The organism is Flavobacterium sp. J49 (assembly GCF_011742145.1).
In the GTDB taxonomy this organism is placed as follows: Bacteria; Bacteroidota; Bacteroidia; order Flavobacteriales; family Flavobacteriaceae; genus Flavobacterium.
The window spans coordinates 37,741-51,119 of sequence record NZ_JAAQQU010000104.1 but is presented as its reverse complement, the minus strand read 5'-3'; the positions used below and the strand labels follow the sequence as shown (position 1 = coordinate 51,119).

General features: G+C 38.9%; 10 protein-coding genes. 9 read left to right on the top strand and 1 reads right to left on the bottom strand.

What is annotated here, in order from left to right; genetic code table 11:
• The 5 genes from HA632_RS06780 to queG all read left to right on the top strand — a co-directional run bounded on the left by HA632_RS06780 (position 1) and on the right by queG (position 6,564).
• On the top strand, positions 1 to 1,509 hold the full coding sequence (locus tag HA632_RS06780; RefSeq protein ID WP_176306447.1) for a quinol:cytochrome C oxidoreductase: 1,509 nt from the start codon (positions 1 to 3) through the stop codon (positions 1,507 to 1,509).
• Positions 1,510 to 1,528: 19 nt separating this feature from the next.
• Positions 1,529 to 2,716: a cytochrome c oxidase subunit II gene (locus HA632_RS06775; protein ID WP_176306446.1), complete on the top strand. Its 1,188-nt coding sequence runs from the start codon at positions 1,529 to 1,531 to the stop codon at positions 2,714 to 2,716.
• A 22-nt stretch (positions 2,717 to 2,738) separates the two neighbouring features.
• Positions 2,739 to 4,538, top strand: coding sequence for a cbb3-type cytochrome c oxidase subunit I (locus HA632_RS06770; RefSeq protein WP_176306445.1), 1,800 nt, complete (start codon positions 2,739 to 2,741; stop codon positions 4,536 to 4,538).
• A gap of 83 nt (positions 4,539 to 4,621) precedes the next feature.
• Positions 4,622 to 5,644, top strand: coding sequence for a Holliday junction branch migration DNA helicase RuvB (ruvB, locus tag HA632_RS06765; RefSeq protein ID WP_176306444.1), 1,023 nt, complete (start codon positions 4,622 to 4,624; stop codon positions 5,642 to 5,644).
• On the top strand, positions 5,641 to 6,564 hold the full coding sequence (gene queG, locus HA632_RS06760; protein WP_176306443.1) for a tRNA epoxyqueuosine(34) reductase QueG: 924 nt from the start codon (positions 5,641 to 5,643) through the stop codon (positions 6,562 to 6,564). The genes ruvB and queG overlap by 4 nt, the downstream gene beginning before the upstream one ends.
• Here the strand turns inward: queG and HA632_RS06755 are convergent.
• Positions 6,548 to 7,573, bottom strand: coding sequence for a LacI family DNA-binding transcriptional regulator (locus HA632_RS06755; RefSeq protein WP_176306442.1), 1,026 nt, complete (start codon positions 7,571 to 7,573; stop codon positions 6,548 to 6,550). The genes queG and HA632_RS06755 overlap by 17 nt on opposite strands.
• Before the next feature lie 154 nt (positions 7,574 to 7,727).
• Between HA632_RS06755 and HA632_RS06750 the strand changes: the two genes are divergently transcribed.
• The 4 genes from HA632_RS06750 to HA632_RS06735 all read left to right on the top strand — a co-directional run bounded on the left by HA632_RS06750 (position 7,728) and on the right by HA632_RS06735 (position 13,378).
• Positions 7,728 to 10,358, top strand: a complete 2,631-nt coding sequence (locus HA632_RS06750; protein ID WP_228778759.1) for a TonB-dependent receptor — start codon at positions 7,728 to 7,730, stop codon at positions 10,356 to 10,358.
• A gap of 112 nt (positions 10,359 to 10,470) precedes the next feature.
• On the top strand, positions 10,471 to 10,824 hold the full coding sequence (locus tag HA632_RS06745; protein ID WP_176306441.1) for a glutaredoxin family protein: 354 nt from the start codon (positions 10,471 to 10,473) through the stop codon (positions 10,822 to 10,824).
• A gap of 3 nt (positions 10,825 to 10,827) precedes the next feature.
• Complete coding sequence (locus HA632_RS06740) at positions 10,828 to 12,210, top strand: MFS transporter (protein WP_176306440.1); 1,383 nt, start codon at positions 10,828 to 10,830, stop codon at positions 12,208 to 12,210.
• Complete coding sequence (locus tag HA632_RS06735; RefSeq protein WP_176306439.1) at positions 12,203 to 13,378, top strand: glycoside hydrolase 100 family protein; 1,176 nt, start codon at positions 12,203 to 12,205, stop codon at positions 13,376 to 13,378. Before HA632_RS06740 ends, HA632_RS06735 begins: the two co-directional genes overlap by 8 nt.
• Position 13,379 lies beyond the last annotated feature (1 nt).

Sequence of the window (13,379 nt, the reverse complement as noted above, 5' to 3'; positions counted from 1 at the left end):
ATGTATACATTTTCAAGTAAATTAAAAACCTTTTCTTTTGTCCTAATGATCGTGGGTATCCTTGGGATTGGTTATGGTTTTTTAACTGCACCAAAAGATATTCATGAAGTTGAGGCTATTTTAAAAGCAGAAGCTGAATCGCATCACGGTGGCGGACACGCAGCCGCACCGGCTCATGAAGCAAAAGCTGAGCCGACAACACACGAAGCACATGCAGAAGCTGCTACTGCCGCAACCAGCGAAGCACACGCTGAGCCAACAGCCCATGACAGTGTTGCACCAGCAACTGAAGCACACGCTGCAGCACCGATAGCCCAAACGCAAAAGGCTGAAACAGCAGCACATGATACTCATGATGCTAATGCAAGTGCAGGACATGATGACCATAAAGCACATGCAGAACATCTTCTACACCAATTACAAAACAAACCTTGGGCGGCTTTATATGTAGCTTGTCTTTTCTTTATGTTGATTGCTTTGGGAGCATTAGCTTTTTATGCTATCCAACAAGTGGCACAAGCAGGTTGGTCTCCGGTTTTATTCCGAGTAATGCAAGGAATCACGGCTTATTTGTTACCGGGTTCTATCATCTTCTTTATCTTATTGTTGTTATCAGGTTTTCATTTTAACCACTTGTTTGTTTGGATGGCTGACGGGGTAACAGATCCAAAAAGCGCTAATTATGATCATTTGATTGCCGGTAAAGCAGGATATTTAAATTTCCCTTTCTGGATTATCAGAGCAGCCGTATTTATTTTCGGATGGAATTTATACCGTTATTTATCTAGAAAGAACTGTTTGGCTCAAGACGAAGCTACAGACAACTCTTTCTACAAAAAGAATTTCAAAATGTCAGCGGCGTTTTTAGTATTCTTTATTGTAACCGAATCTATTATGTCTTGGGATTGGATTATGTCCGTTGACCCACACTGGTTCAGTACTTTATTCGGATGGTATGTATTTGCCAGTTTCTTTGTAAGCGGTATTACTACCATTTCTATGGTGACATTATACTTAAAATCTAAAGGGTATTTAGAAAATGTAAATTCAAGTCATATTCACGATTTGTCAAAATTCATGTTTGGTATTAGTGTATTCTGGACTTACTTATGGTTCTCTCAATTTATGTTGATTTGGTATTCTAACATTCCGGAAGAGGTAACTTACTTCAAAACCAGAATTGAGGATTTCAACTTACCGTTCTTTGGGGCAGTTGCTATGAACTTTATTTTCCCGTTCTTGGTTTTAATCAACACCGATTTCAAACGTATTTCTTGGATTATTGTGATGGCCGGTATCGTTATTTTATTCGGACACTATGTTGATTTCTTCAACATGATTATGCCGGCAACGGTAGGTGACCAATGGTTTATCGGAATCCCTGAAATTTCATCAATCTTATTCTTCTTTGGATTATTCATCTTTGTAGTATTCAGTGCCTTGACTAAAGCGCCATTGGTGCCAAAACGCAATCCTTTCATCGAAGAAAGTAAACATTTTCATTATTAATATTTAAAGTAAATTACAAATGACAACTCTTTTGGTACTTATAGTTGTAGTTTTATTGGCAGTTGCCCTATGGCAGTTAACTAAAATATTCGACTTAACTCAAGTTGGTGGAAATGTGAATGACACACAAATAGCAAACGATAACGATAACAAAGTTAACGGCTACTTGATGTTTGCTTTCTTAGGATTTATTTACCTAACTACAATCTACTGTCTTTTAAATTACAGCCATTTCCCATTGATTGGTGACTCTGCTTCGGCTCACGGACCTGAGGTTGACAACCTGATGATGATTTCTATGGTTTTAATCTTTTTTGTACAAACCGTTACTCAAGCATTATTACACTATTTCGCTTTTAAATACAGAGGAAAGCAAGGGCAAAAAGCACTTTACTTCGCTGATAACAACAAGTTAGAATTTATTTGGAGTATTATTCCGGCTATTGTATTGGCAGGATTAATCCTCTACGGTTTGTATGCTTGGACAAACATCATGTTTGTGGATGAAAAAGACGAAGAAGATGCTATCGTTATCGAACTTTATGCTCAACAATTCAAATGGGAAGCCAGGTATGCAGGAGCAGATAATGTTTTAGGTAAAGCTAATGTTCGATACATTGAAGGTGTAAATACTTTAGGTGTTGATTTATCAGATCCTAATGCACAAGATGACTTTACCTCTTCAGAATTGCATATACCAAAAGGCAAAAGAGTTATCTTTAAAATGCGTTCACAAGATGTATTACACTCTGCTTATATGCCACACTTTAGAGCACAAATGAACTGTGTTCCGGGAATGGTGACTGAATTTTCATTCATCCCTACTTTGACTACTGCCGAAATGAGAGACAAACCGGCAATGATTGAAAAAGTAGCCAATATCAATGCGATTAGAGCTAAGAAAAGTGAGCAATTAGTAGCTGAAGGGCAAACAGCACTTGATCCGTATACCTTTGATTACTTATTGTTATGTAACAAAATTTGTGGTTCTTCTCACTATAACATGCAAATGAAAGTTGTGGTAGATACTCCGGAAGATTATGAAAATTGGTTAAAGCAAAACGCGCCTAAAACCATTGTTCAAGCAGTGAAAACAGCCACAGCAGAAGCTAAAGCGGCAGAAGCACCGGCTGTGCCAACTAAAGATTCTACCTCTTCAAACAGCAAAGACACTACTGTAGTTGCTCAAGCAGAAATGAAAAATTAATAAAATTTAAAAGTTTACCTATATGTCAGCAGAAGCTCACAATCACGATCACGGTCACGACGAACACGAACACCACCATAAAGACACGTTCATTACTAAATATATTTTTAGTATTGACCACAAAATGATATCTAAACAGTATTTGATTACCGGTATCATTATGGGCGTAATTGGTGTTGGGATGTCAATGCTTTTCAGAATGCAATTGGCTTGGCCTGAAGAATCTTTTAAAATTTTCAGCTTTTTCCTTGGTGAAAGAATGGCTCCGGGAGGTGTAATGAATAACGAAACCTATTTGGCGTTAGTTACAATTCACGGTACTATCATGGTATTCTTTGTTTTAACTGCCGGATTGAGCGGTACTTTCAGTAACTTATTAATTCCATTACAAATTGGTGCTAGAGATATGGCTTCCGGATTCCTAAACATGGTTTCCTATTGGTTATTCTTCTTATCAAGTGTGGTAATGGTAATTTCATTATTCGTTGAATCCGGACCGGCTTCAGCAGGATGGACAATTTATCCACCATTAAGTGCGTTGCCGCAAGCGATGTCAGGTTCAGGAGCAGGGATGACTTTGTGGTTGGTTTCTATGGCTATTTTCATTGCGTCATCATTACTAGGTTCTTTAAATTATATCGTTACGGTAATCAACTTAAGAACTAAAGGGATGTCAATGACAAGATTACCACTAACCATTTGGGCATTCTTTATCACGGCTATCATTGGGGTTATTTCATTCCCGGTATTATTATCCGCTGCCTTGATGTTAATCATGGACAGAAGTTTTGGAACTTCATTCTTCTTGTCTGATATCTATATTGCCGGAGAGGTTTTACATTACCAAGGTGGTTCACCGGTATTGTTCGAGCACTTATTCTGGTTCTTAGGTCACCCTGAAGTATACATCGTATTATTACCGGCCTTAGGTATTACCTCTGAAATTATTGCTACCAACTCTCGTAAACCAATCTTTGGTTACAGAGCGATGATCATGTCAATTATTGCGATTGCCTTCTTGTCAACTATCGTTTGGGGTCACCACATGTTTATCTCGGGTATGAATCCGTTCTTAGGTTCGGTATTTACCTTCACAACTTTATTGATTGCAATTCCGTCTGCCGTAAAAGCATTCAACTATATTACAACACTTTGGAAAGGTAACTTACAGTTAAATCCTGCCATGTTGTTCTCTATCGGTTTGGTTTCTACCTTCATCACAGGAGGTTTAACCGGAATCATTTTGGGAGACAGTACTTTGGATATTAACGTGCACGACACCTATTTCGTTGTGGCTCACTTCCACTTGGTAATGGGTATCTCAGCATTGTACGGAATGTTTGCCGGTATTTACCACTGGTTCCCTAAAATGTTTGGAAGAATGTTGAACAAGAACTTAGGTTATGTTCACTTCTGGGTAACAGCGGTATGTGCTTACGGAGTTTTCTTCCCAATGCACTTCATCGGAATGGCCGGTTTACCAAGAAGATATTACACCAATACGAACTTCCCGTTGTTTGACGATTTACAGGATGTAAACGTTATCATTACAACTTTCGCTTTAATTGGTGGTGCTTTCCAATTGGTATTCTTATACAACTTCTTCAGTAGTATTTTCTACGGAAAAAGAACCGTACAAAACCCATGGAAATCAAACACTTTGGAGTGGACTGCGCCAATCGAACACATTCACGGAAACTGGCCTGGTGCTATTCCTGAAGTACACAGATGGCCTTATGATTACAGCAAACCGGGTCATGATGAGGATTTCGTTCCGCAAAATGTACCAATGAAACCGGGAGAAGAAGTGTTACATCACTAATACTTACTTATAAAATTAAAAAATGCCTTTCCTAATCGAAAGGCATTTTTTATTGCCAACCAACTTTGTCATATATTTGTGAAATGAATGAAAATTTAGATCCTAACAGCAACCGTTTAAATCCGGAAGAACTCGACCTCGAAAAGAAGTTAAGACCACTCAGTTTTGACGATTTTACAGGTCAAGATCAAGTGCTTGATAACCTCAAAGTATTCGTAGAAGCTGCCAATCAGAGAGACGAAGCGCTCGATCATACCCTTTTTCACGGACCACCTGGATTAGGCAAAACGACTTTGGCTAATATTCTGGCCAATGAATTGGGTGTTGGGATTAAAATTACTTCCGGACCGGTTTTAGACAAACCCGGGGATTTAGCCGGATTGCTTACCAATCTTGAAGACAGAGACGTCTTATTCATAGATGAAATTCATCGATTAAGTCCTGTAGTGGAAGAATATTTGTATTCCGCCATGGAAGATTTTAAAATCGACATCATGATTGAATCCGGACCCAATGCAAGAACCGTACAAATCAATTTGAATCCGTTTACCTTAGTCGGTGCCACCACGCGTTCCGGATTACTTACTGCTCCCATGCGTGCGCGTTTCGGAATCCAAAGCCGTTTGCAATATTACAATACCGAATTGTTAACCACTATTGTCCAACGCAGTTCCGCCATTTTAAAAATGCCGATTACGATGGAAGCCGCAATAGAAATAGCCGGGAGAAGTCGTGGAACGCCGCGTATCGCCAATGCCTTGTTGCGTCGTGTTCGAGATTTCGCCCAAATCAAAGGCAATGGTAAAATAGATATAGAAATTGCTCGTTTTTCCTTGAAAGCTTTACATGTAGATGCTCATGGTTTAGACGAAATGGACAACAAAATCCTAACAACCATCATCGAGAAATTCAAAGGCGGACCGGTAGGTTTGTCCACTTTGGCAACAGCCGTTTCCGAAAGCGGTGAAACCATCGAAGAAGTTTATGAACCCTTCTTAATCCAAGAAGGATTTATTATCAGAACGCCACGCGGTAGAGAAGTAACCGAGAAAGCCTATAAACACTTGGGAAAAATTAACACCAATATTCAAGGCGGATTATTTTGATCAACAATAAAGAGAAATACACGCAATTCATTAAAGCCGAAGCTAAACGCCTCGGTTTTTTGTCTTGCGGCATTTCTAAAGCAGGATTCTTAGAAGAAGAAGCGCCTCGATTGGAAAATTGGTTAAACCAAAACCATCACGGCGAAATGAAGTATCTCGAAGACCATTTTGATATGCGACTGAATCCGACTTTGTTGGTGGATGATGCCAAAAGTGTCATCTCGCTATTGCTAAATTATTATCCGCCCGAAGAACAAATTGATGGCAGTTATAAGATTTCAAAATACGCCTACGGGAAAGACTATCACAACGTCATCAAGAAAAAACTAAAGAAGTTATTGCGCAGTATTCGAACCGAAATCGGAGAAGTTCCCGGTCGCGCATTTGTTGATTTTGCACCCGTAATGGACAAAGCGTGGGCCGCCAAGAGTGGTTTGGGCTGGATGGGAAAAAGCAGTAATTTATTGACGCAACAGGTAGGCTCATTTTATTTTATAGCCGAATTGATAATCGATTTAGAATTAGCCTATGATAATCCGACCACGGATCACTGCGGAACGTGCACAGCGTGTATTGATGCCTGTCCGACACAAGCCATAGTCGCGCCTTATGTTGTTGATGGCAGCAAATGCATTTCTTATTTCACCATAGAACTCAAAGAAAATATTCCCAACGAAATGAAAGGCAAACTCGATGACTGGATGTTTGGCTGTGATGTTTGCCAAGATGTTTGTCCGTGGAATAAATTTTCAAAACCCCATAGTGAACCCTTATTTTCACCTTATCCCGAATTACTGTCTTATACCAAAAAAGACTGGGAAGAAATCACCGAAGAGACATTTGCCAAAGTCTTTCCCAATTCGCCATTAAAGCGGACCAAATTGGAAGGGTTAAAAAGAAATATTAGTTTTTTAAAGTAGAGTCTCTTTCAATGATGTCCGTTTCCAATTCGATAGTTTTGGGTTGAAAAGGAAGCATCTCTTTTTTAGCATTAATTTCTTCCAACAATAATTTGAAAGATTGAACACCCATTTCAAAACTGGGTTGGTCTACAGTACTTAATTTTGGCGTAATTACTTGCGACATAAACCAGTTGCTGAAGCCAATGACTTTTACTTGCTCGGGAATTTTAAGACCTACTTCATTGAAATAAGCCAAAACACCAACAGCTACCAAATCTGTAATTACAAAAATACCATCTACATCCGGATGTTCTGCCGCAATTTGTTTGGCAAATTCGAGTCCTTCTTCAAAAGTTACATTTTTGCAAGTGTAAACCAGTTTGGGGTCAAAGGCAATATTGTTTTTCTCTAAAGCTTTTTTGTAACCCAAAAAACGGTCAATAGCATTTTGCGGATTCACCGGTCCGCGAATATGAGCAATTTTTCGACAGCCTTTTTGAATCAAATGTTCAACCGCATTAAAAGCGGCTTTTTGGTCGTTGATAATCACTTTGGAACACGGAATGAGTTTCGAAATTTTGTCAAACATTACAAAAGGAACTTCCTTGCGAAGGATTTCTTTGATGTGCTCATCATCGTTGGATTCATTCGACAACGACATAATGATGCCGTCAACTCTTTTATTCATCAAAAGTTCGACTTGCTTTTTTTCCAATTCCAAGGACTCATTCGATTGAAGTATGATTACCAAATAACCACTCTTCTCGGCTTCATCAATAATGCCGTTAATGACATTAGAGAAAAAATGATGCACTACTTCCGGGATAATCAATCCGATTGTTCGCGATTCTTTGGTTCTGAGATTCACCGCAAAACTATTCGGCGTATAACTTAAGGATTGGGCCAACTCTAAAACAGCCTTGCGGGTCTTCGGACTTACATCGGGATAGTTTTTTAACGCCTTAGACACCGTAGTGATAGAGATTCCAAGGGTTTCGGCAATTTGTTTTAAAGTAATGTCTCTCATTTAACAAATATCATAAAAAAAACTTAATATCACATCGAAAACGTTTTCGGTATTTTCGAAAACGTTTTCGATAATGATTTCATAATTAATTGTTAATTAAAAATATAATTTCGAAAAATAAACCAACAAAATTTACTAATCAAACAAATTACAAATGATGAAAAAAAGTACTTTATTTTTGAAGAAGATGTTGTTTTTAGTAGCATTAATGCTCTGCAATTACTCTTTTTCACAAAGCAGTAGCTTATCAGGAAAAGTAACTGATGCCAAAGGGGAAGCCGTAGTAGGCGCCAACGTGGTATTAAGTGCCGGTTCCAAATCAGCGTCAACCAATGCCGAAGGAATGTATTCTTTCTCCGGATTGACAGACGGTTCTGTTACAGTAACGGTTTCTTACATTGGCTTAGCTACTGAAAAGAAAACTGTTGATGTAAAAGGAAGCACTACGATGGATTTCCAACTACAAGACGATTCTAAAGCATTAGAAGAAGTAGTGGTAACCGGTGTGGTTAATCCGAGAGCCAAAATCAAATCAAGTGTTTCCATCACTACTTTAGATGTGAAACAAGTAGAACAATCGGCGCCAAGATCAACAGCTGAAATCTTCAGAACCATTCCGGGGATTCGCTCTGAGTCTTCCGGTGGAGAAGGAAATGCCAACATCTCTGTTCGTGGGGTGCCTATTTCTTCCGGTGGTTCTAAGTATTTGCAAATTCAAGAAGACGGTTTGCCGGTATTGTTATACGGTGATATCGCTTTCGCTACAGCGGATATCTTCACAAGATTTGACAGAAACATTGCCAAAATCGAAGCCATTCGCGGAGGTTCAGCTTCTACTTTGTCTTCTAACTCTCCGGGTGGTATCATCAACTTTATCAGCAAAACCGGTAAAACCGAAGGTGGAAGCATGGTAACCAGTTTTGGTTTAGACTATAATGATTTCAGAACAGATATTGAATATGGTGCTCGCATCGGAGACGGTCTATATTTCCACGCCGGTGGTTTCTATAGAACCGGTGAAGGTGTTAGAAGCCCTGGCTTTACAGCCAACAACGGTGGTCAATTCAAAATGAATGTTACTAAAGAATTCGAAAACGGTTCAGTAACAGTATATGCTAAATTCTTAAACGATAGAGCAGCGGCTTACATGCCAATGCCAATCAAAGTAACCGGTAGCAATGCCAGTCCGAATTGGAGCAGCATCAGCGGATACGACGCTACTTCAGGAACACAACAATCACCTTATTTATTGCACAATGTCGGTTTAGACGGAAACGGAAACGTTAGAAGAGGCAATGTAGCCGACGGTATGCATCCGGTTTCTAAAACCATAGGAGCTTCTGTTAATTTTGAATTAGCCGATGGTTGGAAAGTGACTAACAACGGTCGATTCTCTTCAAACAGCGGACAATTCATTACACCATTCCCGGCTGAAGTAGCTTCAGCAGCCACGATTGCTAATTCATTCGGTGCCGGTTCAACATTGACTTATGCTAACGACGGAACAGCTTTCAACACTCCGAACGGGTTAGTGTCGAGAATTCACATGTTTGATGTGGAGTTGAACAACTTCAACAACTTCATGAACGATTTAAGAATCACTAAAAAATTTGATAAAGTTGGAGTAACAGCCGGTTATTTCAAATCAATTCAGAATATCTCTATGTCATGGTTGTGGAATTCGTACTTACAAGAAGTATCGGATAACAATCCAAGATTAATCAATGTAACTGATGCCGGAGGAAATTTACTTTCTACTAACGGATTATACGCTTACGGAGTTCCTGCTTGGGGCAACTGTTGTACCAGAAACTATGACACACAATACAATGTTTCGGCGCCTTACGCTAACGTATCTTTTGAAGCCACCGATAAATTGTCTTTAGAAGGAGGAATCCGTTTTGATATGGGACAAGTAAATGGTTCTTTCGCAGGTTCTTCTCAAACAGTTTATGATATCAATAACGACAACGTAATTTCTGCACCGGAGACCAGCGTATCGGCTATCAATACCGCTAATACTACCGCTGTTGATTACGATTACGATTATGTATCTTATTCATTAGGGGCTAATTATTTAATCGATGCTAATCAGTCTGTTTTTGCTCGTTACAGTAAAGGAGCTTCTGCTAAAGCAGATCGTATCTTATTTTCCGGCTTGAATTATCTTGACGGAGACAAAATCAACTCTTTGGATTATTTAGCGCAAGCGGAATTAGGATACAAGAGAAAATTCGATAAAGGATATGTTTATGCTACATTCTTTAGCTCTACAACCACAGAAGAAGGTGGATTCGAAGCTACTTCTAACAGCATTATCGAAAACGATTACCGCTCGATGGGTCTTGAGTTAGAGTCTTCTTACAATGTAAACAATGATTTGAACTTACGCGGTGGATTTACTTATACCAAAGCCGAAGTTACTTCGGGAGCGAATGATGGTAACGAACCAAGAAGACAACCTAAAATGATGTACAACTTCATCCCAACTTACAAATTCGGGAAATCAAATAATACATTTGGGTTAAGCTTCATCGGTCAAACCAAAGCTTATGCACAAGACAGCAACGAGTTGGTGATGAACGGATTTGTTATCGTAAACGGATTTGTTGAAGTGGGCATCACCAAAGGCTTATCTTTAAACATCGCCGGAAACAACTTATTCAACACTTTGGCCATCACAGAAGCCGAAGAAGGAAGCATCACTGCCAATACCACTAATATCGTTAGAGCAAGACCTTTACCGGGAAGATCACTTTCTATGGCATTGTCTTATAAGTTCTAAGCAACCTATTTCATGTTTAATTTGAGTAATTCCTATACCATAGTTTTATGGTATGGGAATTATTTTTAACCAAAGAATTTCTACCTTTAGTAGATTCTTAAAAGTTGTTCCAATGAAAAAGTCAATCGCTCTTTTGTTCTTTTTGATGTTTTTTTTCAACAATGGTTTATCGGCACAAGAGAGTCAATCCAAAGCCATTGTGAAACCAGAAAAAACGGTAATGATTGTTTATGGTAGTGACGAATGCCATCATTGTACCGACACCAAAAAATACCTCAAAGAAAACCAAATTGAATTCGTATTTTACGATATTGATAAAAATCAGGAGGCGTTAAAAGAAATGTTATTCAAACTTAAAAACGCCAACATCAGCACCAATAATTTGTCGATTCCGGTAATTGATAAACAAGGCGTGATTTTTACCAACAATATTCCTTTTGAAGAATTCCTTAAGAAATTGAATTAAACAATGAGCAAAAAAATAACCCTGAGCTTTTGGCAAATTTGGAACATGAACTTTGGTTTCTTCGGAATCCAATTCAGTTTTGGTTTGCAGCAAAGCAATATGAGCGCCATTTATAAATATTTGGGTGCCGATGAAGGAAGTTTACCCATGCTATGGCTTGCCGGCCCAATTACAGGATTGATAGTTCAACCTATAGTCGGAGCGATAAGTGACGGAACATGGTCTCCCAAATTCGGACGCAGAAAACCTTTTTTCCTGATTGGTGCTTTGCTTTCCAGTATTGCTTTATTATTGATGCCTTATTCGAATACGCTTTTTATGGCGGCCAGCTTGCTTTGGATTTTAGATGCCGCAAATAATGTCGCAATGGAACCTTATCGCGCCTTTGTAGCCGATAAATTGAATGACAAACAAATGTCGCTTGGGTTCTTAATGCAAAGTTTTTTTACCGGTTTCGGAATCACTTTGGCCAATTTTACGCCGGCTATTTTGGTCTCTTTAGGTTTCTTAGCCATCACCGATAAAATGGAAAACGGTATTCCAACCTATACTTATTGGGCGTTTTTTATCGGGGCTTTTGCGTCCATTTCCTCCGTATTGTTGTCGGTGATGACCACAAAAGAATACCCGCCAACGGAAGAAGAATTGGCAGTAATTCAAGAAAAGAAAAAAGAAAATATTTTTAAAACGGTTTGGAAGGACATTACAGAAGCCTTCAGAACCATGCCACTAACGATGAAGCAACTCATTCCGGTAAAATTTTTTACTTGGTATGCCATGTTTTGTTATTGGCAATACATCACATCTTCCTTGTCACTTTCATTATTTGGTACAACCGACCAAGCTTCGGAAGAATTTTCCAAAGCTCAATTGCTCACCGGAAGTCTGAACGGAACGTACAATATCATCTGTTTTATGGTGGCTTTTTTATTGGTGCCGCTGGCTTTGAAAATGGGAGCCAAAGGGGTTCATTTTATGGCTTTAACTTTAGGCGGTATCGGATTGTTGTCTATTCCGTTGCTCAACAATACCGATGTGTTGTTTGTCATGCACAATCCTTTTGGCGACAACATTCCGGTAACGACCATTTTCTTGTATTCATTCGGATTGGGGATTTCCTGGGCGTCCACTATGGCGATGCCATATCAATTGCTTGCCGGCTCGATTCCCAAAGAAAAAACAGGCGTTTATATGGGGATTTTCAACATGTTTATTGTAATTCCAATGGCCATTCAAATCTTAACCATGCAATATTTTGTTTACGATTGGCTTGGTAATAATCCAATGAATGTAATCAAATTGGCAGGATTATTTTTAATTATTGCGGGTGTTTTGACCCTCTTTATTACAGTCAAAAATAAAAACCAAATTGTACAAGGTGAATAATATCGGATACCATAAAGCTATTAATTTGTTGCATGAAGTGGCTTCGCCCAATGGTTTTTTGGCCAGTGCCGAAAACACGACCAATTACAAAAGAGTTTGGGCCCGAGACGGCGTGATTTGTGGTTTGGCAGCTTTGGCTTCCGGCGATGAGCAATTGATCTCGACTTTTAAAAGTACGTTAGATACCTTGGCCAAAAACCAGCATCCTATCGGAACTATTCCTTCTAATGTTTTAGTTGTTGATGGTGAAAGTACCGTAAGTTACGGAGGCTTAGCCGGAAGAGTTGATGCGGTGACTTGGTTCATCATTGGTGTTTGTCAATATGCCTATTACAAATGCGACGCTTCTTTTGTAACCCAATACCATTCTGAAATTGAAAAGGGTTTTGGATTATTAGATGCTTGGGAATTCAACAGTAAACATCTTTTATACGTGCCGCTGTCCGGAAATTGGGCCGATGAATACATCACCGACGGTTATGTTTTATACGACCAATTGTTGCGCATATGGGCCTTAAAAAGCTACAACTATTTTGTAAAAAGCGAAGCCATAACCGAAAAGATTAAAGCTGTAACGGCTCAAATTCAAATTAATTTTACCCCTGACACCAAAGGAGAACGATACCACGAACGAGCTTATAATGAAGTCGAGTTTAAAGATTTTATGCCATGCTCGTTCTCTCCATCGGGATACAAAAACCAATTTGATGCTTTTGCCAATTCGCTGGTTTTATTGTTAAACATAGGTTCGGTAGCATTTCAGAATAAAATTTTAAATTACGCTGATACCTTAGCTTCGGAAACCAAGTTGGGATTACTTCCGGCTTTTTGGCCACCGGTTTTTGAAACCGATGAACATTGGAACCTGCTCAAAAACAATTGCAAATATGAGTTTAGAAATTTTCCGTACGAATTTCACAACGGAGGTAGTTGGCCCATGGTTAACGGTTTTTATGGATTAGCACTTTTCTCTAAAGGGGAAAAGAAAAAGGCAACAATCATTTTAGAAAAAATAAATGAAGCTAATGCCAAACAAGACTTTTCATTTTATGAAAATTTCAATACTCAAACCACGGAACCTAATGGTGTTTCGCTCTGTGCTTGGAGTGCGGCTGCGACGGTTTTAGTTCACCAATCATTACATCATAATTTTAAAATATTAGTTTAAT